15 protein-coding genes are annotated in these 22,420 nt (G+C 37.8%); 4 read left to right on the top strand and 11 right to left on the bottom strand.

Going from position 1 to position 22,420, the window contains the following annotated elements; all coding sequences use genetic code 11:
• Window positions 1-434: 434 nt before the first annotated feature.
• From JHD79_RS19725 to JHD79_RS19700, 6 genes are all read right to left on the bottom strand, one after another.
• Complete coding sequence (locus JHD79_RS19725) at window positions 435-1,979, bottom strand: RagB/SusD family nutrient uptake outer membrane protein (RefSeq protein WP_199121076.1); 1,545 nt, start codon at window positions 1,977-1,979, stop codon at window positions 435-437.
• A 73-nt stretch (window positions 1,980-2,052) separates the two neighbouring features.
• Window positions 2,053-5,307 carry a SusC/RagA family TonB-linked outer membrane protein gene (locus tag JHD79_RS19720; protein ID WP_233164799.1) on the bottom strand — a complete coding sequence of 1,085 codons (3,255 nt, stop codon included), beginning with the start codon at window positions 5,305-5,307 and terminating at the stop codon, window positions 2,053-2,055.
• On the bottom strand, window positions 5,307-6,326 hold the full coding sequence (locus JHD79_RS19715; RefSeq protein ID WP_199121075.1) for a DUF5007 domain-containing protein: 1,020 nt from the start codon (window positions 6,324-6,326) through the stop codon (window positions 5,307-5,309). Before JHD79_RS19715 ends, JHD79_RS19720 begins: the two co-directional genes overlap by 1 nt.
• 28 nt (window positions 6,327-6,354) lie before the next feature.
• Window positions 6,355-7,029 carry a fasciclin domain-containing protein gene (locus tag JHD79_RS19710; RefSeq protein WP_199121074.1) on the bottom strand — a complete coding sequence of 225 codons (675 nt, stop codon included), beginning with the start codon at window positions 7,027-7,029 and terminating at the stop codon, window positions 6,355-6,357.
• Between the two features lie 16 nt (window positions 7,030-7,045).
• The gene (locus tag JHD79_RS19705; RefSeq protein WP_199121073.1) at window positions 7,046-8,692 is read right to left on the bottom strand and encodes a RagB/SusD family nutrient uptake outer membrane protein; all 1,647 of its coding nucleotides are present in this window, start codon (window positions 8,690-8,692) and stop codon (window positions 7,046-7,048) included.
• A gap of 15 nt (window positions 8,693-8,707) precedes the next feature.
• Window positions 8,708-11,683 carry a SusC/RagA family TonB-linked outer membrane protein gene (locus JHD79_RS19700; protein WP_199121072.1) on the bottom strand — a complete coding sequence of 992 codons (2,976 nt, stop codon included), beginning with the start codon at window positions 11,681-11,683 and terminating at the stop codon, window positions 8,708-8,710.
• A gap of 760 nt (window positions 11,684-12,443) precedes the next feature.
• Here JHD79_RS19700 and JHD79_RS19695 point away from each other — a divergent pair.
• From JHD79_RS19695 to JHD79_RS19685, 3 genes are read left to right on the top strand one after another with little or no spacing between them, the layout of a single operon-like run.
• Entirely contained in the window at window positions 12,444-14,024 is a 1,581-nt protein-coding gene (locus tag JHD79_RS19695; protein ID WP_199121071.1) for a helicase HerA-like domain-containing protein, read from the top strand.
• Between the two features lie 59 nt (window positions 14,025-14,083).
• A complete protein-coding gene (locus JHD79_RS19690) occupies window positions 14,084-14,983 on the top strand; it encodes a sugar phosphate nucleotidyltransferase (RefSeq protein WP_199121070.1) in 900 nt (299 codons plus the stop codon).
• The gene (locus JHD79_RS19685; protein ID WP_199121069.1) at window positions 14,974-16,062 is read left to right on the top strand and encodes a phosphotransferase enzyme family protein; all 1,089 of its coding nucleotides are present in this window, start codon (window positions 14,974-14,976) and stop codon (window positions 16,060-16,062) included. The genes JHD79_RS19690 and JHD79_RS19685 overlap by 10 nt, the downstream gene beginning before the upstream one ends.
• Window positions 16,063-16,137: 75 nt before the next feature.
• On the opposite strand, the gene JHD79_RS19680 is transcribed toward JHD79_RS19685, so the two are convergent.
• The 3 genes from JHD79_RS19680 to JHD79_RS19670 form a co-directional block, all read right to left on the bottom strand.
• A complete protein-coding gene (locus JHD79_RS19680; protein ID WP_199121068.1) occupies window positions 16,138-16,395 on the bottom strand; it encodes a hypothetical protein in 258 nt (85 codons plus the stop codon).
• Between the two features lie 135 nt (window positions 16,396-16,530).
• On the bottom strand, window positions 16,531-18,441 hold the full coding sequence (gene dnaK, locus JHD79_RS19675; protein WP_199121067.1) for a molecular chaperone DnaK: 1,911 nt from the start codon (window positions 18,439-18,441) through the stop codon (window positions 16,531-16,533).
• 279 nt (window positions 18,442-18,720) lie between these two features.
• Complete coding sequence (locus tag JHD79_RS19670) at window positions 18,721-19,851, bottom strand: SAM-dependent methyltransferase (protein WP_233164798.1); 1,131 nt, start codon at window positions 19,849-19,851, stop codon at window positions 18,721-18,723.
• 208 nt (window positions 19,852-20,059) lie between these two features.
• Between JHD79_RS19670 and pepE the strand changes: the two genes are divergently transcribed.
• A complete protein-coding gene (gene pepE / locus JHD79_RS19665; RefSeq protein ID WP_199121065.1) occupies window positions 20,060-20,752 on the top strand; it encodes a dipeptidase PepE in 693 nt (230 codons plus the stop codon).
• Between the two features lie 86 nt (window positions 20,753-20,838).
• Here the strand turns inward: pepE and rplQ are convergent, their stop codons facing one another.
• Entirely contained in the window at window positions 20,839-21,408 is a 570-nt protein-coding gene (gene rplQ / locus JHD79_RS19660; RefSeq protein WP_199121064.1) for a 50S ribosomal protein L17, read from the bottom strand.
• A 112-nt stretch (window positions 21,409-21,520) separates the two neighbouring features.
• On the bottom strand, window positions 21,521-22,420 hold a 900-nt coding region (locus tag JHD79_RS19655), incomplete at its 5' end, for a DNA-directed RNA polymerase subunit alpha (RefSeq protein ID WP_199121063.1).

Below are 22,420 nucleotides of genomic sequence, written 5' to 3'. Positions count from 1 at the left end.
CCCCCCCCCCCCCCCCCCCCCCCCCCCCCCCCCCCCCCCCCCCCCCCCCCCCCTCTTTTCAAGCAGAAGACGGAATACGAGATGGTAACGCAGGTCTCGTGGGCTCGGAGATGTGTATAAGAGACAGCTGTCCATTAGCTCTTAGGAACCGATTCAAATACCTTACTGATTTTACGATAGACGAACTGGTAGGCGCAAAAAAAGTTACATTTTCCTTGTCTAAAACATTTTCCATACCTGCCAAGTTTATGACCTGAACGGTGGTATCAAACATTACTTTATTAGATTTTAAATACTGCATAATGGTCCCATCATACTTCGCTACATGGACACCAGTATCAAAATAGTAATCTTTTTTACAGGAAAAGAAGCAGGTGACCAGTAATGCCACCAAAACTCCTAAAGTTATTTTCTTCATCATATAAATGTTTAATTTATCTCCAATAATTATTCAATGTCATATATGGGTTATTGGTCAGCGCAGATGCATCAATTGACCATGTCCAAGCACCGTTATTAAAATCGGCAGGCGAAATTCTACGACCAGGTGCAATGCGAGTACTAGAAGTTTCACCAGGTAAAATTCGTCTTGTTCTTACCAAATCATAATAGTATTGCCCTTCACAAAATAACTCACGGGTCCGTTCTAAATAAATATCGTAGTCTAAAGTTTCACCAGTAGAAGATAATGGTGTTTTACCGGCTCTATCTCGTACCTGATTTACATAAATTAAGGCCTTATCATCCTCGTTTAATTTGTTGGCCGCTTCTGCAGCCAATAACAACATATCCGCCAACCTAAACACCACAATATTATCGTCATTATACACTGTGAAGTTTGTCCCACTGATATAAGTATTGGTGTATTTTTTCAATTGGAAGGCATAAGTTCCCGAGTCGTAGGTCTCTAACCAAACATCTCTTCTTAAATCTGGCTCTCCTGCCGGAAAAAGCTTTTTCATAAACTCTGCCTCGTAGTACCCATTACTTGATGTTTTCGTAATTTCTCCTTTTAAAGGATAATGAGAAAAGAAATCGGAAGAATAAGTCAGTTGTTTAAAACCTTCTCCGTAGTTTACGTTGGCAATGAATTCAAATAAGACCTCATTTGTTCCACCTTTAAATAACTTTTTGTTATTCTGCACATTAAAAGGGCGTACTAAGCTATACTGAGTGTAAGTTGCCAGCTCTTCGGCCAAAGCCACGGTAGCTGTATAATAAGGTTTTTCGTTTCCTTTATCAAACGATGCTGCCCACTGGTTCATGTGCATTAACAAGCCAATAGCTGCGCCACGCATTGCCCTATTACCGTTCTTACCCTGATCGTCATAACGTACGGGCAAATCGCCTTTAACAGCCATCAAATCAGCAATAGCATTTTTCATTACCTGCACTTGAGGCATGCGGGGCAAGGGTTTTTCATTGTAGGCCTCGGTGTAATAAGGTACATCGCCATACAACCTTACCATAAAAAAATAGCATAAATTGCGTAAGAAAATAGCTTCCGCCTGATAAGTCTTACGTTGTGCCTCACTGATTACGGCAGGATCCATATCGCCAACCTCTTTCACCATAATATTGGCGCCTTGGATCACATCATACCAAACTTTCCATTTGTTGATCGCTCCAAAAACAGTTGGCAAATAATAGGTTGTATTGTTGGCGGCCCTTACATCATTTTGAATAAATGCGCTCATGCCACTCACCCCACTTTGTATAACAGCTGGTGCACATCTTAAATCGGCAGCATTAAATAAATAATTTCCAGTAGTTGCATTACTTGGCGATGAACTTAAGGTGGCAAACTTAGTCCGCAACCTTGAATATAATCCGTTAGCATAAGCTTCTACATCACTCGTAGATTTCCAATAATTGTTACCAGATAAATTATCTATTGGGGTAACATTTAGGAATTTTTTACAACCAGACAGGCTAGATAAAACCAAGCTTGCTAAAAGTATAAATGTAATTTTTTTCATCCGTATTTCTTTTTTAAGGTGATAAATCTATCCCGGACGATCGGGATGGTTTCATCTCTATTTATATTTTCAATTAGAACTCGACATTTAAACCTAAAGCAAATTGCCTACTAATTGGGTATCCACCTGAACTATCTCTTCCCAAAGCTGTTACTGCCTCTGGATTAGGTCCAGAGTAATTAGTCAAAAATCCTAAATTCATTACTGTAACATATGTACTCACGCGATTCATGCCGAATTTCCGGGAGAAGCTCTGATTAAAATTGTAATAAAATTTAATGTTGTTAAATTTAAAATAGGTACCATCTTCTTGAAAAAGCGTTTGTGCATAACGATAAGGATCAATGATAGCAGCTCGTGTATAATCAAATGGGTTAGCATAGGTTGCACCTGAATTCCCTACGCCACGCCAGTAATTATACTCTGAAAGCGGCACCATATTACTTAGTACATAAGGATTATTAAAATTTCTGAACTGTGCGGCTAGTGCATTGTTCAAAATATCTCTTATTAGCGTAAATGAAGTATTAATTTCCAAACTGAAGTTTTTGTAAGAAATTAAAGCGCCCAAACCACCCGTTACTTGAGGTTGCGAATTACCTGCAACTACCCTATCGTAAGCATCCAATATATAATCTCCATTCAAATCTGTAAAGATTGGATCTCCTGCTTTAAAATAATTATTCACTCCAGAGCCACCTGTACGATACGGCAAACCAGTGGCCGGGTCAACCGGCACATCGTTATTAGTAGCATAAACACCTTTGTTATGGTATAAGTAGTTAGACAGCGAATTAATCCCTAATCTTCTATAAATATCCTGTCCATTTGTTCCATCTTTATCAATTAACAGTCTAAGATTATCTGGCAAAGCAGCCAATACCTCTTTGTTTATGGCTAAGGAACCATAAATATTTAATTTAAAAGGGCTATTTTTGCTCAATGGTCTCGAAGTCATTTGAACTTCCCACCCGTAGTTAACATTTGCCGTTTCCACTGATGTTACCGAGCTAAATGAATTGATATTAGAAATATCTTTTTCTCTAAATATTTGAGTGACCTGTTTATAATAGGTATCTAGATTTACAGCAAATTTTCCACCTAAAAAGCTCAAGTCAACTCCAGCGTTTAGCGTTGTATTTTTAGTAGGCTGTAAACTTAAATTTGGCAAACGGTCTGTTTGGAGTACAATACCGGGATTATTATTATACTGATAAGTAGTTCCACCAATATATTTACCATATACATCGTAGATATTTCCGTTAGGTGCAATGTTACTACCGTAACTTCCGCGGATACTGGCCCAATCTAACCAACTTTTAAATTTATCTGCAAAAGGTTCCCTGTCTATATTCCATTTAGCAGAAATCGATGGATTTTTTGTATAACCTGCCAATGGTCCATTTACCGAGCTACCATCTGTACGATAGTTAAAATCTATGACATAACGTTGTTTATAGTTGTAAGAAAATTGGCCTGCAAAAGCAATAGAACGGAAATCAGAGAAGTTATTCAACGTACCACCTAAGCTTTGGTTAAAAGCAGGCACCGTAGTAATAGGCCCTAAGATATAATCATTAGCTACTCTTGCATTATTGATTACATCTGCCTTAAAATTAGAACTATTAATTTCTGTAAAAGCAAATGCACTAAAAGTGTGTGCAGCCTCTCCCTCTTTATCGTTGAGGGTATAAATATAATTTAAACTGGTACGGTTATATAACTTTGTAGAACGATCATTATAGGCATAATAGTTACCAAAATCATTGCTTTTCACCACTGGAGCTGCACTAGAACTGCCGTTAATTGCTGCGGGGATATAGGTATCTTTTGTACCGGTAACATTAGTATAATTCACTACTGTACTCGCCTTCAAATTATTTAAAATTTCGTAATCGAGCTGCAGTGTGGCAAATGTATTTAGCGTTTTATTGCTATTTTTTGTCTCTAATGCGCCCAACACTTCGTTTGAGGCCGAATACAAGGAGGGCGATGGCAATAATGAGGATGCCGAACCTCCATCAGCAACACCAGTATTTGTTAAACCCGTTCCGCTACCCAATCTCTGCTGCTGGACAGAGTTATTTAACTGTCCTACCAACTTAAATTTTCTACTTGGAAAATAAGTCATAGTGGTGTTAATGTTATAGCGAGAATACCCTGTATTTTGTTGTACACCCGACTCATCATAAACACCCAAGGCCACCTTATAGTTGAACGTCACATCACCACCAGAAATACTTAAGTTATGGTTTTGATTATAGGTAGGGCGATAAAAATAAGATTGCCAATTTGTGGAGTTATTATAGTAAGCATTTAAACTATCTGATAGAAAGTCAAGCCCATTTATGGCATTAAGTGCATGATTTCTGGACGTATCGTTACCTAGAATTTGATTTATACGTGTTAAACGTTCGTCTTTACCACCAATTACTGAACGTAACTGCGGCACAGTACTTAAAAAAGCTGAGCCGCTGTAACGAACCACCGGAACCTTAGAACTTCCTCTTTTAGTAGTGATTAAAATTACGCCGTAGGCACCCCTAGAACCATACAATGCTGTAGCTGCTGCATCTTTTAATACCGTAATATCCTCTATGTCTTCGGCGGGAATCTGCGATGCTGGAGAAACACCAGGACCCGCTTGCTGAAAGCCGTAAGAAAAGGTAGAATTATCATCTACCGGAACTCCATCAATCACATATAACGGTGCAGTAGGCGTTAAGAAGGCCTCATTACCAGAACCGCTGGTATTGATATTAGAAAGCCCCCTAATGGAAACACTACCACGAAAACCTGGTGCTCCGGTATTGTTCTGAATATTCATACCCGCTACCTTACCTTGCAATAAGGACATCACATCTCCAGTAGGTGCACCTTGAAGGTCTTTTCCAGAAATAGTTATTGCAGAACCTGTAGAGAGTGCTTTGGTTTTTGTAACATAACCTGCGGTTACCGTTACTTCTTTTAAGCTCTTGGTATCAGCATGTAGGGTAACGTTAAAGCTTTTACGTCCGGCTACATTTATTGTTTCAGTTACCATTCCTATGTAAGAAAAATGCAATTCTGCATTAGGATTTACCGTTACCTTAAAATTACCTTCTATGTCTGTTTGACCTAAGAAGGTTTCTTTTCCTTGAACTACCTGCCTAATTCCTACTCCTGGAATGGTTTCTTTCTTTGCGGAACTTCCGTCAAAGACTTTACCCGTAACCACTATGTTTTGGGCCAAAGATGTTTGGCTAAATCCAAAAACCAAAAGCGTAACGATTACGTAAAAATATCTCGTTTTAAACATATCTTGTTGCTTTAAAAATCTTGTTTTCATTAATCGTTTTCAAATTTGGGCAGCTCCGTAGTAAACCAAAAGATCACTTCCCAATCTCCAGGCTCAAAAATTTGGTAATTCATTCCCAAAGCAGCCTCTTGTAATATATTACCAGTACCAATCCTATCAAACCTAAAGATAGATGACGCAGCAACACCATTTAAAGTGGTATACTTTGTAGGGTAATTTGTTAAAGGAATTGGATAAGCAACTTGATAAGTGACTTCGGTACTTGTTTTAACCATGTCAAATCCATGCACAACCTCCGCCCATTTCGTGGTCTGAAACTTATTAGGATCTATGGTATTGTATAGTGTATCTACGAACCTAAAAGAAATGCTATGCCCTGTATTGCCAGGTGTACCAGCAGGTTTTTTCCTAAATTGCACCCTAATATCTCCAGAGTGTAAAAATCTATTGGTTCTTTTTCCTCGAATATTTGAGACTAGCGCAGGAACAGAGGTATAGATATCTTGTCCATTGGAGGGTTCTAATGTAGAAGGTTCTACAGGTCTTTCCTTAAAAGGGCGTAGTATGAAATTTTGAAAGTAACGGCGTCCACCTGAATTAGACACTTCCACGTCAAAAATGTAACCCGAATCTGGTTGGGCTTTAACCACATTACTTTTTGCCTCAGGCCACATTACAAATTGACCTGAGTGTTCACGAATTTCGAACAACCTATGGCTTTCTGTTGTCCGTTTCGCCTCAATTGCTGCCAGCGAAGTTTCCGTACCAGTATAAGCTTGCTTCCAAACTTTAACTGGGAAATATTCCCTCAGTTCTGGTGCATCTTCTCCATTAAATCGCCTCATATTTACGATTTTAAAATCTAGAGGGACTGATGAACTAGCAGTATTAAAATTGCCAGAAAAAACCGTTGTTCTACCTAATACTGGTTGGTACACCGTTTGTGTAAATCGAGAATCTGCACCTAAAGACAGTCTGTCGTCTGGTAAATTTTTCTTACAACCAAATAAGCCAATGGCCAAGGTCAAGAATAAATATAATTTTTTCACGTTATTTATGTCAAATTTGTACATAGCTTTATTTGTTTAATCGTGAGGTAAACTCGTTAAAACCAAAATTATGTGTGGGGCTAATCACATAAATTACTGCATTATCAGTTTTAATATTTACAGCAGAAGTTTGTGAACGTTCCCAATAAGTCCTTACAAAACCTTCTTTAGTATCAGAGTATCTTACAATTTGGGCCCCTCCCCCAACGTATCCAGAGGCATTTTCTTTACTGTACTCGATGTGCATCTGTTCTCCAATTTTTATACTACGTACGTATATCCCTTCCAAAAAGCTCTTAAAATCGTCGGTTAAATATTGCTTCTTCACCATGTATTTGCACGTCATTACCTCTAACTCATTTAAGTTGGCATTACCTAAATTAATAAGTGTTTTACCCTCTTGTTTGCGATAAAAATTTAGGTTTTTTAATGCCGACACAAAATTTTCATTTGTTGGGGCAAATAGTGTTACCTGCTGATTTTGTAAGGTATCTTTTAAATCTGGCAGCCTATCTAATACTTTCAATAGCGAATCGTAAGTTGGAGCGTTTGACCTTAAATAGGCCAAGGCGTTTCCATCAAATTGCTGTAATTTATTCTCTACATTATAATAAGGAGATTCGTCCTTGCAAGATAGCAAGCAAACTGTGGCCAACAACAGTGTGAATAAGGCTGCAATATGTTTATTTATTCTCATTTTCATTTTGCTCATATTAGTCTTATTTCCAAAAAGAATTTTGTGTAATAGATGGATTATTATTGATAACATCTTGTGCAACTGGCCAATATAGAGCACCTGCCGACTCTGCCTGTGTAAAAGTTAATGGCAATCCATTTTTGTACATAAAAGGACCAGAAGGTTTCTTAATCCTATTGTAACGGATAATGTCATACCATCTCCAACCTTCGCCCATCAATTCTCTTCTGCGTTCGGCAAAAATAGCGTCCAACACATCTTGGCTAGACGTTTCTAAAAATGGAGATGTTCCCCTTAACTGGGCAGCCCTATTTAATGCATTTATGGCATCGCCACGTAAACCCAGTACGGCCAATGCTTCTGCACGAAGCAAGGTAATTTCTTCTAAACGTGTAAATAAGATTGCCGAAGAATACATCAAGAAATTACCAGTGGGCTTAGCCGCACCGATAGATCTAATCTTACTAAAGATGGGTCTTTCTGAAGAGTAATTGGTAAAATAATACGGCTGATACACAACAGCATATGGATCATTTCTCTGTGCATCTATCGTCGCAACTGCGTCAACGCTAAATCTCAAATCTTTAGCATCTGTAAAAATCCTATTAATACTGTCTTTTGGCACAAAAATCTCCGGTTTTGTTTTTGGAATAATAGGTTGTGCCAAGGTAAGTTCTTCGATGTGTCCCGTTGTTGTGGCAGAACTAGTTCCATATTCGAATGAAAATCCAATCAACTGTGTTTGTCGTTTGTAAGCGAAAGGATTTACTGCTTCAGATTGAGAGTCTGGAAAAGTGGCCGTTAGTTCATTGATAGCTAAATAACGAGCAGTACCAGCTCCGCCATTTCCTAATTTAGGATAATTGTCTAGCACAAACTTAGTATACACTTCACAGTCTATATAGTTCTGTTCCCAAGCTGCAATATGAGCTAACAAACAGTAAGCAGATATTCTGGTTAAGGCTGCACCCTGCCATTTCTCCAAGTCATCTCCGTAATAAAGACCAGGTAATATCGCATCATCACTTCCATATCTAAATGGTAAAACTTGTGCCGCATCCATTAAATCAGTTTTGCAAAAAGAAAGCACCCTCGCTTGCGAAGTACGTGGCAATTGTACAAACTGTCCATCATTAGATGAGGTTACCAAAGGCACGTCTCCCCAAGTACGTACCAAATAGAAATAAGCTAGTGCACGTAAGGCTTTTGCCTGTGCTACATCCACCTGATTATTTAACTTCGTATACCTAGCATCATTAGCTACAATTTCACCTGAGCGTTCTATAAAGATGCTACAGGCGTTAATTACGGCATAAAATCTCCTCCAGTTCGAAAGCCTGTTAATGATAGGGTAAGATGCGTTTAAACGTCCATCAATAATTGCGTTAAGATCCTCTCTCCCGGTTGATATAAAATCGCCCCTTCTTAAATCGCCCATTAACCATTGCGTATTGTCTGATGCTAATGCTGAGCGCATCAAACCATAAGCACCAAATAAATTCGTCCTTCCGTCGGCAGCAGTTTTCCAATTTTGCGCATCAGTTTGCAAATGGCTCGATTGTACATCATCTATCTTTCTGCAGGAAGAGCTTATGGTGAGGGCAATTACTGCCACCACACTTAGGCAAAACGTTGCCAATCGATTGTTATATATATTCTTTTCAATCATAATAATTGCTGATGATTATAAATCCAATTTAAATCCAAGTACAAAAGTTCTTGGAATAGTAATACTAGCTCCATCGTAGATGCCGTTGTAATTCACCAACTCTGGATCTACACCTGAAAAATTTGTTACCGTAAGCAAGTTCATTGCCGTAGCATATAAATAGGCTCGCTTTATACCTGCTTTCGTAAACATTTTTGAAAAATTATAGCCAAGAGTTACAGATCTCAATTTTAAATAAGAAGCATTTTCCAAAAACAAATCTTGGTCTTGTCTGTAAGGAACTACCGAGCTAAATGGGCTATAAATAGGATAGCTTTTGGCATTATCATAGGCTTGCCAAGAAGAAATCTCTCTAACAGCAGAAATATCATTGGCTGATTCCCTATTTATAAAATCATAACGATTGGCATCAAACTGATTGATGGCTTTCTGCCCTACTGCAAAAAACACATTAAAATTTAAATCAAAATTATGATAGCTAAAAGTGTTATTCCAACCGCCTGTTAACTTTGGTAATCTATCGCCAGTAACTACTTTGTCGTTTTCGTCAATACGGTAGTCATTGTTAACATCTACCCATTTTGGATCTCCCACTTGGAGTGGAATACCGTTAAAGGTTGCTCTTTGACCTGTTAAGGGATTAACGGGTATTTGTGAATCTGTTTCATATATCCCAACATTCGAAAATAACCAATAACTACCAACAGATTTCCCCACTTCAACTTTGTTACCTTGATAGACGATTTCATGTAAGCCATCAGGCAAAGCTTTAACCATATTTTTATTATAAGCTAGGTTTAAAGCGGTAGCCCAAGTCAAGCCATTTTTGGCTTTAACTACAGTTGCATTTGCCAACAACTCTAAACCTTTGTTATTAATGTCTAAACCAGATTTATAGGCATTTGTATAACCAAGTTCTTGTGCAACCGGTGTGTTAATTACCTGCTGTTTATCATCACGGTTGTAGGCGGTTAGGGCCAAACTTAGGCGTCCGTTTAACATTTCCGAAGAAAGGGAAACATTTGTCCGATCGGCATATGGCAATGGAAGTCCGTAACCTACATAACCACTAGAGTACGGTCTGTTTGCGGTAACGATTGATGCGTAACCCGGTATCGTTGGTTCTGATGGCCAACCACCCTCAGAACGAAATTGTGGTCCTGCGGCAAATCTATCATCTAAAAAGACTTTAACGGTACGGCCCCAACCAGCACTTAAATCTAAACTTTGTATGGTTTTATGGCTATTTAAAAGCTGACTACCTAAGTGCCATGTGGCGTTAAATGCTGGGGTAGTTACCCACCGACTATCTGGTTGTCCGTTTGATGTCCCGTCTCTACGAACCACTGCATCTAAATCAAACAAGTTTTTGTATTTATAACTGGCGTTGGCGTACACCGAAAACAAATTACTTTCCAGTTTATCCAAAAATCTGAACACATAGAAATTAGGATAAGCATTCAAATAATCTGGATTATTAGTACCGTCGGCTTTCTTAATATTACCTAATACTTGGATAATTTTTATAAAATCGTTTGGTCCGTTATAACCTCTTGTGTAATTATATTTATAGGTGTCTGATTGAAATTGTTGTCCAATTTGTGCGGTTAACTTGTGATCATTATTCTTCAAATCAAAATCATAGCTTGCCGCATTGCTAACCAACAGACGTTGATTATAACCAAAATAAGTAGATACAAAGTTAGAGCCAGCCATTAAGGTGGAAGGCACAAAATAATCGCGTAAACCTTCAGAATAGTCAAAAATAAGCGATGTACTCAGTTTTAATTTACCCAACTTGGCAGCCACCATCAGGTTTCCGTTTAGCACCGTAGACCTGTTTAAATCCAAGCTTTTATCCATTTCAGATAAATAAGCTGCATAATTAGTTGCATTAGGCGAAATAGGTGCACGCAAATCTGGAATATAGCGTGCTTCTGCAAATCGATCTCTTAAACTCCTATTTCTATTTCTATCTAGTCGGGCTGTGCTAACAATAGAAGATACTGTTAACCATTTAAATGGTGCCATATTTACCGAAACAGAAAGGTTATATTTGTTAAAGCTCGTCTTATCTGCATTTCCGGCATCTTTAGTTAACCCGCCGAAGAAACGAAAATTGGCACGCTCTGTACCTCCTGAAATCCCTAAATTAGTATTATAAGATGGTGCGCTTTGATAATAGAGATCATTCCAATTAGAGGACCCAAAATAATCACTATTGGTTTTATCTGACAAAAAACTTGGATAATTTGCTCTATTTTCTGCAGTTGCATACTTATTATAGAAGGGTTTTCTAAAGTCGTCTTCATAAGATGCATTTGTTGTATAAACGCTTGGTGGCGTTACATAACCGAAATACGAATTTAAACTAATACTCCTCGCCCCACTTTTTGCCTGCTTAGTAGTGATATATATGGCACCATTAGCAGCATTAGGACCTAACTTAGCCAACTCTACCGGATCCTTTACTACACTAATAGACTCCACATCATCAATATTTATTTGAGATAATAAGTTATTTGCAGGACCAATTCTATTGTAATCGTATTGTTGAACATCAAATGCGAAGGTATTATCTTGTGCCAATGGCACACCATTTAGATAAACTACTGGTTGTAAAGCTGCAAAGTCCTTTTTGCTAAACATTAGACCAGATGGGCCCCTTACAATTAAACTCTGCTCTGTACCAGGCTCTCCCGTTGTTTCTTGAACGTAAATTCCTGCAAGATTTCCTTTTATAATTTGTTGCAATGACAAATTTGGAATATTCTTGGCTGAACTTAAATGAATAGTATCCTTCAGTCTATTGTACTTCACCAACGCCCTCATCATGTCTCCGATGGTGTCTACACGCTTCGTTTTTATAGATGTATCTTGCTGAAAGCTATAGACAAGATTGTTATAGCTAGCATTTCGGGCAGCTAAAACATTTAATCCAAAAACAGAGAAAAACAAGACACAAATAATGCTTGTGGAAATTTTAACCATTTTAAATTTTTATTTGTTTTTAATTAAATTGAGTAATAGAGTAAATTGTCGTTTGGACAAATGAAAAAATACCTATATATGATCTATATATAGACATTGGTAGATTGTTGGGTAGGTAGATTTCTTTCTCATATGTTTTGTTTAGTTGATGAATAAGATTTAATCCAAGATATATCGACTTCAGTTACAGAGCAGGCCTATGCGGATCCATTCTCTATATTGTGCCTCTATAGCCTTTTTATTAAATTTTATTTTGTTTGTGATTAGTTTGTTAAGTGCAAGTTAAATATTAAAAAACAAGCGATTATCATCAATCTTTACGCAAACGTTTGATATCATTTTCAAAATTTTATAGCGTAATGAACTGGTTCATACGAGGTTTTCACATTCAGCTTTCGATAAATAGGCCAACCATACGAAACACCAAATAAAAAATGAGATAATTTTAGTTTTTCGAGCAAGATCTGATTACAACAAGTATTTTACAGAATATCCTTGCAGTAAAGTGCAGTATCCTAAAAACTTAGCTATAAAAATCTGGAACCAAATAACACGCAAACGTTTGTCTAAAGCTTCTTTATTATAAATTTTAAGCGGATTTTAGAGAAAATTAAAGTGGGCAACTATTCTCATCAGATATCCTACATATATAGCGATATGGAACATCAGTATCTTTTCCACTAAAGATCATATATTGAAGGACATAGCTTTTATATGTAATATTTGTTTATTATTTTAACTACCCAAAAAAAAGTACTTTATGAGTAACAATAAGATTTCCTTTATAGAAAAAATAAGCGCATCTTATTCTCCATCTAGTGCATCTATATATTTGGGTGCTGCAATATTAGACGGAGAAATTATAGCTGACGCCGAAGTGAACCTCCCGCTTCGAATGATGAATAGACATGGCCTTATTGCAGGAGCGACAGGGACAGGAAAAACAAGAACCCTGCAATTACTTGCAGAACAGCTTTCAGATGCCGGGGTTCCTGTTTTTATGCTGGATGTTAAGGGAGATCTGTCTGGCTTATACCAGGCGGGGGCCACTAATCCTAAAATAGAAGAAAGGGCTAAGCAGCTAAACAAAGCTTTTGTACCTAGCGGCTTTCCTATTGAACTTTATTCCTTAAGTGGTAAGCTCGGTGCGCAAATGCGTGCTACAGTTACTGAATTCGGCCCAGTTTTGTTAGCTAAAATATTAGAGCTAAACGATACCCAAACAGGTGTACTGGCCGTCATTTTCAAATACGCCGATGACAATAAAATGCCTGTGGTAGACCTCAATGATCTCAAAAAACTGTTGGGCTATCTATCAGAGGGACCCGGGGCCGCCGAAATTAAAGGCAGCTATGGTTCCATTTCTACGGCAACCTCAAGTACCATTTTAAGAAAAATTGTGGCCATAGAACAACAAGGCCTAGGCACAATGTTTGGTGAAGTATCTTATAACGTAGACGATCTTTTTAATAGGGTGGATGGCAAAGGCGTGATCAGCTTATTAAACATTTCCGATGTACAAAATCAACCTGTTCTATATTCGACCTTTCTTTTGAGCTTGTTGGCCGAGATTTACCAAACGATGCCAGAAGCAGGAGATTTAGACCAGCCTAAACTGGTTTTCTTTTTTGATGAGGCCCATCTCCTTTTCAATGGGGCATCTAAAGCATTTTTAGATCAGGTAAATACCATCATCAGGTTAATCAGATCTAAAGGAATTGGTGTTTTCTTTTGCACACAATCGCCAATGGATATTCCAGAAAGTGTACTGGCCCAATTGGGCAATAGGGTACAGCATGCACTTAGGGCATTTACCCCTAATGATGTAGATAACCTTAAAAAAACAGTAAATACCTATCCGAGGTCGGAATTTTATGCCATCGACAAAGTCCTTACCTCTCTGGGAACTGGACAAGCGCTAATTACGGTATTAAATGAAAAGGGAATTCCTACAGAAGTTGCCGCTACTATGCTTACCCCTCCAAGATCCATTATGGGGCCTATGTCGTCCATTGATTGTGAAAGATTAATGCAGGCCAGTCCACTATATTCAAAATATCAAGAGACTATAGACCCTATTAGTGCCTTTGAAATACTAACAGATAGAATTAACGAAAAATTAGCAGATGAAAATAAATTAAAAGCAGAAGAAGAAGAGAAAAAGCGGCTTGAGCAAGAAAATAAGAGCAAGCCTGGTGAAAAAAGTATTGTAGAACAGGTAATGGGCGCAACCATAACACGTCAAATCGGGAAAGAGATTGTACGCGGAATTTTTGGCATGCTAACTGGAAAAAAAACAAGCTCTACAAGGTCAAAAGGAGGTGGACTTTTTGGTTTCTAAAAGTTAACTTTGGCAAAGTATAACATTTTTTAATCAGACTAAAAACTATAGAAATTCTAATGAAACCTACTTTACTTATTTTGGCCGCCGGAATGGCTAGCCGCTACGGAAGCATGAAACAAATTGATGGCTTTGGACCAAACGGAGAAACCATTATTGACTATTCCATATATGATGCCATTAAAGCTGGTTTCGGGAAAGTGGTATTTATCATAAAGGAAGAATTTGCTGACAATTTCAGATCAATTTTCGACCATAAATTAAAAGGACAGATCGAAGTGGATTATGTATTTCAAAATTTCGACCTTAAGCAATTTGGTATTGAAGAAGAGATTTACAGGGAAAAACCTTGGGGAACCGCCCATGCCATCCTATCTGGAAGAAAAGTAATAAATGAGCCGTTTTGTGTAATTAATGCAGATGATTTTTATGGATTTGATGCTTTCAAGAAAATGGTCGATTTCCTGTCAACAGAAGCAAATGACCGAAACTATGCCATCATTGGTTATCAGCTCGGAAAAACCCTGTCCGATTTCGGATCTGTTTCAAGGGGTGTTTGCCAAGTTGATGCAGAAGGAAATTTGACAGCAATAACCGAAAGGACAAAAATCTTAAAAAGTAATGATCAGATTATTTACGAAGAAGATGGAAAAGAATTTCCATTGGATTTCGGTACACCTGTATCTATGAATTTTTGGGGATTTACGCCAGCTGTCTTCAAAATTACCGAAGAACTCTTCAAGACATTTGCACAAGAAAATAAAGACAAACCAAAAGCTGAATTCTTCATCCCATTGATCGGCGAATATTTGGTGAGTAAAGATATCGCTTCTTTTAAAGTTGTACCGACCGACAATCAATGGTTTGGTGTGACCTACAAGGAGGATAAGCCTTTGGTGCAAGAGAGCATCAATGAGCTCATAAAAAATGGAAACTACCCTAAAAAACTATGGAATTAAATGTTAATGAGATAATATTAAAGGCATATGGCTTAACTTCGAAAACAACAAAATTGCAAAAAATAGGTTCTGGTCACATCAACAGAACCTATTTAATCACCAATCTACTTACCTGTGAAAAATATATCCTTCAGAATATCAATACGAATGTTTTTAATGACCCCTCCGCAATAGCCAATAACATCAAACATGTTGCAGAGTATCTAAAACAAAACTATCCTGATTATTTATTTCCCGCTTCAGTAGAAACATTGCAAGGAAAGCCTATGGCCCAAAATGCCAATGAATATTGGCGCTTAATGCCTTTTGTTGAAAACACCGTGGCTTTCGATACCCTGAGCAAGCCTAAACAAGCTTATGAAGCCGCAAAGCAATTTGGCAAGCTCAATAGGTTGTTGGATAATTTCGACAGTACTAAGCTAAAACCTACCATACTTGGTTTTCATGACCTTAAGCTGAGATATGATCAGTTTATCAGTTCATTAAACCAGAGCACTGAAGAACTTAAGCACAACGCACAAAAGGAAATAGAAACCGCGTTAAACCATCACTCGATCTTGGCACATTATAGTGCTTTTGAGAATAAGGCAGAGTTCCCTAACCGTGTAATGCACCATGATACAAAGATCAGCAATGTTCTATTGGCCAAAGATACTTTCGAGGGCATTTGTGTAATAGATTTAGATACTTTGATGCCAGGTAAATTCATTTCAGATCTAGGAGACATGATGCGTACTTACCTTTGTGCTTTTTCAGAGAATGAAACCGATTTATCTAAAATAACCATACGTATCCCCTATTTCACTGCCATGATCAATGGCTACCTTTCTGAAATGGGCGATATCCTCACTTCTACCGAAAAAGAAATGATACTATTTAGCGGAAAGTATATTATCTATATGCAGGCTTTACGCTTTTTAACAGACTACCTTAATGGAAATGTATATTATCCTATCACCTATGATGGACAAAACTTGGACAGATGTAAAAATCAGTTTAAGTTGCTAGATGAATTGATTAAAAACGAAAAAGAGCTACAAGATATCATTGAAGAGAATCTTGTTAAAAAATATATATAAGCAAATTTCCCCACAAAAAAAGTCTCAGCAAAATTTGCTGGGACTTTTTTGTTAAAAATTAATAATAGAGCTATTTTATGGTGCCATCATCCACACCTTTGGCACAGGCCATCCTGGCCCACAATCTTGTGAGCTTAAATATAAAGCATAATTGTGCGCCGCTGCAATAGGGGCTGCACAACCATCTCCCTGCAAAGTAAATTGATGGTAGGTACCACATGAAGTCAATACATAAAATGTAAAATCACATTCTGGTGGATTAGGTACTCCACTAGTTAAAAAGGGCAAGCAAAAAATTGCAGCGCCAATGAATAAAATCTTAACTTTTTTCATATTTATTTAATTTATGGTTAAATAAATATAGCTTAATTGAAACTGATTAACAAGTAGGGCACAAAAAAGCGTCACTGAAATTAATCAGCAACGCTTTCTATCTTTCTCAGACTTCCAGTCTAAAATCTTTCCGACTTATTTTTTATCGTCGTCTTTTACTTCTTCGTAATCTACGTCAGTTACCGTATCACCACCTTGTTGAGGTTCAGCTTGTGCTGCCCCGCCATCTTGTGGCTGTCCTTCTTGACCAGCTTTGTACATCTCTTCAGAAGCAGCATTCCAAGCATTTTGCAACTCGGTTTGCGCAGCTTCAATATCAGCGAAATTACGAGCAGCATGCGCGTCTTTCAATTTCTTCAAGCCGTCTTCAATTGGCGCTTTTTTATCGGCAGATAATTTATCACCAAACTCTTTCAATTGCTTTTCTGTTGAGAAAATCAATGCATCAGCACTGTTAATTTTATCCGCTTCCTCTTTTGCCTTTGCATCAGCTTCTGCATTAGCTTCAGCTTCTTGCTTCATTTTTTGAATTTCGGCATCAGTTAAACCAGATGAAGCCTCAATACGGATTTTTTGCTCTTTTCCGGTTGCTTTATCTTTTGCACTTACGTGTAAGATACCGTTAGCATCAATATCAAAAGCAACTTCAATCTGAGGAACACCACGTGGTGCTGGAGGAATACCATCTAACATGAAACGACCAATGGTACGGTTCTGAGCTGCCATTGGGCGCTCGCCCTGTAAAATATGGATTTCTACCGAAGGCTGATTGTCTGCTGCAGTAGAGAAGGTTTCTGTTTTCTTAGAAGGAATAGTTGTATTGGCCTCAATTAGCTTAGTCATTACACCGCCCATCGTCTCAATACCTAAAGAAAGTGGGGTAACATCTAACAACAATACATCTTTCACCTCACCTGTTAAAACACCACCTTGAATTGCAGCACCGATTGCTACTACCTCATCAGGATTTACACCTTTGCTTGGCTCTTTACCAAAGAAAGCTTTAACCGCATCTTGGATAGCCGGAATACGGGTTGAACCACCAACAAGGATAATTTCGTCAATGTCGCCCACTTTTAAACCAGCATTTTTCAACGCAGATTTACAAGGGTCAATAGTACGTTTAATTAGATCTCCAGCCAATTGCTCAAATTTAGCACGGCTCAAGGTTCTTACCAAGTGTTTAGGACCACTAGCATCAGCTGTGATGTAAGGTAGGTTGATTTCAGTAGAAGTGGTGCTAGACAGCTCTATTTTAGCTTTCTCAGCAGCTTCTTTTAAACGTTGTAACGCCATTGGATCTTTGTGCAAGTCCATGCCATTCTCCGCTTTAAATTCTTCTGCCAACCATTCGATAATGATGTGGTCAAAATCATCACCACCTAAGTGTGTATCCCCATCGGTAGATTTTACTTCGAAAACGCCATCTCCCAATTCCAATACAGAAACGTCATGTGTACCACCACCGCAGTCAAAAACCACAATTTTCATGTCTTTGTGGGCTTTATCTAAACCGTAAGCTAAAGCTGCTGCAGTAGGCTCGTTAATGATACGTTTTACTTGTAAACCTGCAATCTCACCAGCTTCCTTAGTAGCCTGACGTTGGGCATCGTTAAAGTAAGCTGGAACGGTAATTACCGCTTCCGTTACTTCCTGACCCAAGAAATCTTCAGCAGTTTTCTTCATTTTTTGTAGAATCATTGCCGAAATCTCTTGTGGAGTATATTTACGATCGTCAATTTCTACACGAGGTGTATTGTTATCTCCTTTTACTACTTTATAAGGTACCCTAGCAATTTCCTTTTCTACTTCAGCAAAGCCACTGCCCATAAAGCGTTTAATAGAGTAGATCGTTTTGGTTGGGTTTGTGATTGCCTGACGTTTAGCCGGCTCGCCAACCTTGCGCTCGCCGTTTTCCGTAAAAGCAACAATAGATGGCGTAGTACGTTTACCCTCACTGTTTGCTATAACAACAGGCTCATTACCTTCCATTACAGCAACGCAAGAATTCGTAGTTCCTAAGTCTATACCAATTATTTTTCCCATTTTATTATGTTTTTCTTTTTATTTGAATATTTATATCCTATTAACAAGCAATGTGCCAATAGGGTTTTGGCAGAAATAAATACAAAAAAACTGTTAAAATGTAAAAAATCAGCCCTTCCTTTGCTGACAGCTTGGCAGAATTGGGACAAAAGGCAGAAGGTTTAAGAGATTAAAGGTTTTTTGAAAACGAATGGCAGTAATGCTAAGCTATGGCAGTCCTGCTGTTCGCTTTACTGCGTGTTCGCTGCCATCAGGTTTAATGCACAAAGGCAATAATACTTAGTTCACTTTGTCTAGGCCCGTAAGCCTTTCCAGATGGTGATAACCAATTCCAAAATAAGCCTTAGTTGCTATTATTTTTTGTAGAATTTCTTCCCTCCTTTCAATTTCAACCTTTTGCTTTAAGCTTTCTGCTCTCTTCATTCCCACCACTAAAACATTCTTCGGTGTATGCGCATCAGAAATAAACTCAAATACCTTTGTTCTATAGCCATAATACTCCAAAATCAAAGCCCTAAGACCATCGGTCACCATTTCGGCCTGTCGTTCCAAAAAAATACCATATCTGGTTAAGAAAGAAACCTCATTCTTAACCTTGTGTTTTTCTATTTCCCGTCTAATTTGCTTATGGCAACAAGGTGCAACCACAATCAGCTCGGCATTTGCTTGTATACCTTTAAAAATAGCATCGTCGGTAGCGGTATCACAGGCATGTAGAGCTACCAGCAAATTAATATCTTTCTGACCGTAATTATCAATGGTGCCCTCAACAAAAGAAAGCTGGTCGAAGCCCGCCTTAACGGCTATATTATTGCATAAATCAACCATGTCTTTTCTAAACTCTACCCCAACTACATTAGCCTTCTTTAGATGATTTAATAAATAATCATATAAGGCAAAAGTAAGGTAGCCCTTTCCAGATCCCATATCCACTACATTCTTGATCGTGCCAACGGTAAACTCCTTAATCAGAGGCCCTAATAATTCTATGTACTGGTTAATTTGTTTATACTTATCCTGGGCATTCTTAAATACAGTACCTTTATCGTCAGTAAGTCCAAGTTGATGTAGGTATACATTATCTTGGGCTAAGATCAAACGTTTCTTTTCCTTATCATGAGCAAGGTCGGCCTCTCTTTTTTCTGTCATTTTTTTGCTTCTCAAACGAAATGCGCCCTCTTTATTTGTTTCTATAACAAACTCTTCATCTATGATAAACAAAGTAGCTATACGAAAACCCTCATTTAGGTATTTCTTCATTAAGGCGATCCCCTCTTCAATGTTATAGTTCTTAAAAACATCTCTAGTTTGGTAACGAAAATTAAATGCCAACATCTCTTTCCGTTTGATGATGGTCTTCTTTACGTAGAGCTGCTTTAAGTTTTCTTCCTTTCCTTTATAATTACCCATTGAAATTTTAATAAAAGTTTTCTGGTCTAAACTTTTTTCGACATTAGCGATAAAGGTTTCAATAGGTTTCGAGCTTATCTGCATGGTAATCTTTCCAGGAATAAAAATTTATAATTTACAAAAATACAGCTTGATATCAATTAACTTGCCATATCCCAATCAATTTATTAAAATGTTTGCTCTATATTTGGATAGTATCAAATAGCTTATGAATATTCTACTTGCATCCACATCTACTTTATTTGGTGAACAATACCTAGCCTACCTTAGACCAGAATTGATCCAGCTTTTTAAAGGAATTAACGAAATTACTTTTATACCCTATGCACGACCAGGAGGTATATCTCATGACGAGTACACTGCAAAGGCTGCTACATTCTTTAACGAAATAGGAATCCAAGTTAAGGGACTGCATCAATTTGACGATAAAATTGATGGGCTCAACCACTCAAAAGCTTTCTTTACTGGAGGTGGAAACACTTTCCTATTGGTTAAAACCTTACATGAACTAAACCTAATGCCAATACTTAAACAAAATATAGAACAAAACAAACCTTATTTGGGCTGTAGTGCGGGCACCAATATTGGTGGCATTAACATGAAAACTACTAATGATATGCCCATTGTATATCCACCAAGTTTCGATTGCTTGGGTTTAGTTCCCTTCAATATCAACCCACATTATCTAGACCCTCAACCCGGGCTAAAACACAATGGAGAAACAAGGGAAACCCGGATCATGGAATTCTTGACACAGAATGACATTAAAGTTGTAGGTCTAAGAGAAGGTAATTGGATAAGAAGTATTTCTGACAAGATTATGGTAGAAGGTACATATACTACCAGAATTTTCGAACGGGGTAAGTTACCTTATGAAATTAAACCAGGCACTTCATTATAAATATACTTAAATGAAGCAGAAATACCTGCATAAAAAAGCCCTTTAGGAAATCCTAAAGGGCCGTAAAGCATAATAAGTTAGTTGGATTACGCTTTTTGCTCTTCTGTTTCATCTGCAGCCGGTGCTTCAGTAGCTGTTTCTTCAGCCGCTGGAGCTTCTGCAACTTCCTCTTTAGCTTCAGCTACCGGAGCAACTTCTTCTTTTACTTCAGCAGCAGGGGCGTCAGCTTTTTTAGCTTTTGTTCTACCTCTACGTGTAGTTTTCTTTTCTGCAGCACCTGCATCTTTACCGTAAACTTCGTTGTAATCTACCAACTCGATCAAAGCCATCTCTGCATTATCACCTAAACGATTGTTCAATTTGATAATACGAGTATAACCACCAGGACGGTTAGCTACTTTTGCCGCTACATCACGGAACAACTCGGTTACTACTTCTTTATCTTGTAGATAAGAGAATACTGTACGACGAGAATGCGTAGTGTCATTTTTAGATTTAGTGATGATTGGCTCAACATACACACGTAAAGCTTTAGCTTTAGCTAAGGTTGTTGTAATTCTTTTGTGCTTGATCAAAGAAGAAGCCATATTAGCCAGCATCGCTTTTCTATGCGAGGTAGTTCTTCCTAAGTGATTGTGTTTTTTACCGTGTCTCATTTTTTTGTTTATAAAGTGTGCACCGTCTCTTTGAACTTAATCTGAGGGAATTACACACAGTGAATATTTAATCTATTCTAACGCTTATCGCTAAACGTCTGGCGCAAAGCGCTTACTCTTCGTCTAACTTGAATTTAGAAAGGTTCATTCCAAACGATAATTGTTTAGATTTTACCAGCTCTTGGATTTCAGTTAAAGATTTTTTACCGAAGTTTCTGAATTTTAGCATATCCGCTACATCATAGGAAACTAGATCGGCCAAAGTACGAATATCTGCTGCTTTAAGACAGTTTAATGCACGTACAGAAAGATCTAGATCAACTAATTCAGTTTTAAGGATCTTACGCATGTGTAAGATTTCCTCATCCACTTCTTTAGTTTCTTCCTTAGCTTGAGATTCCAATACAAGGTTCTCATCAGAAAATAACATAAAGTGTTGGATCAAGATTTTAGCCGCTTCTTTCAAAGCTTCTTCCGGATGGATAGATCCATCAGTAGAAATATCTAAGATTAACTTCTCGTAATCGGTCTTTTGTTCAACACGATAGTTCTCGATCGTATATTTTACATTTTTCATTGGCGTAAAGATCGAATCGATCGCAATTACACCAACTACCGTATCTGTAATTTTGTTTTCTTCTGCAGGTACATAACCACGTCCTTTATTTACGGTCAATTCAACCTCTAAAGTAACTGATTTCTCCATATTGCAGACAACCAACTCAGGGTTTAATACCTCAAAATTATTTGAGAACTTAGTAATATCACCTGCTAAAAATTGATCTTGACCATTTACAATGATAAAGATTTTTTCAGAATCACCTGATTCGCCTACTTTTTTGAAACGAACTTGTTTTAAGTTTAAGATGATCTCTGTTAAATCTTCAACTACACCTTTGATAGTAGAAAACTCATGAGAAACACCTGAAAAACGAATGCTAGTAATAGCATAACCTTCTAAAGAAGAAAGTAAAATTCTTCTTAGGGCATTACCCTGTCTCTTATACACATC

Source organism: Pedobacter sp. ASV28 (assembly GCF_016428855.1).
Taxonomy (GTDB): Bacteria; Bacteroidota; Bacteroidia; order Sphingobacteriales; family Sphingobacteriaceae; genus Pedobacter.
Note: the sequence above shows the minus strand (reverse complement) of the source record. Positions and strands in the feature narration are given on the sequence as shown.

What these genes read in the sequence shown, in the direction of transcription:
- JHD79_RS19725 (WP_199121076.1), bottom strand. Translation starts at nt 1,979, where the DNA reads ATGAAAAAAATTACATTTATACTTTTAGCAAGCTTGGTTTTATCTAGC.
- JHD79_RS19720 (WP_233164799.1), bottom strand. Translation starts at nt 5,307, where the DNA reads ATGAAAACAAGATTTTTAAAGCAACAAGATATGTTTAAAACGAGATAT.
- JHD79_RS19710 (WP_199121074.1), bottom strand. Translation starts at nt 7,029, where the DNA reads ATGAAAATGAGAATAAATAAACATATTGCAGCCTTATTCACACTGTTG.
- JHD79_RS19705 (WP_199121073.1), bottom strand. Translation starts at nt 8,692, where the DNA reads ATGATTGAAAAGAATATATATAACAATCGATTGGCAACGTTTTGCCTA.
- JHD79_RS19700 (WP_199121072.1), bottom strand. Translation starts at nt 11,683, where the DNA reads ATGGTTAAAATTTCCACAAGCATTATTTGTGTCTTGTTTTTCTCTGTT.
- JHD79_RS19695 (WP_199121071.1), top strand. Translation starts at nt 12,444, where the DNA reads ATGAGTAACAATAAGATTTCCTTTATAGAAAAAATAAGCGCATCTTAT.
- JHD79_RS19690 (WP_199121070.1), top strand. Translation starts at nt 14,084, where the DNA reads ATGAAACCTACTTTACTTATTTTGGCCGCCGGAATGGCTAGCCGCTAC.
- JHD79_RS19685 (WP_199121069.1), top strand. Translation starts at nt 14,974, where the DNA reads ATGGAATTAAATGTTAATGAGATAATATTAAAGGCATATGGCTTAACT.
- JHD79_RS19680 (WP_199121068.1), bottom strand. Translation starts at nt 16,395, where the DNA reads ATGAAAAAAGTTAAGATTTTATTCATTGGCGCTGCAATTTTTTGCTTG.
- dnaK (WP_199121067.1), bottom strand. Translation starts at nt 18,441, where the DNA reads ATGGGAAAAATAATTGGTATAGACTTAGGAACTACGAATTCTTGCGTT.
- JHD79_RS19670 (WP_233164798.1), bottom strand. Translation starts at nt 19,851, where the DNA reads ATGGGTAATTATAAAGGAAAGGAAGAAAACTTAAAGCAGCTCTACGTA.
- pepE (WP_199121065.1), top strand. Translation starts at nt 20,060, where the DNA reads ATGAATATTCTACTTGCATCCACATCTACTTTATTTGGTGAACAATAC.
- rplQ (WP_199121064.1), bottom strand. Translation starts at nt 21,408, where the DNA reads ATGAGACACGGTAAAAAACACAATCACTTAGGAAGAACTACCTCGCAT.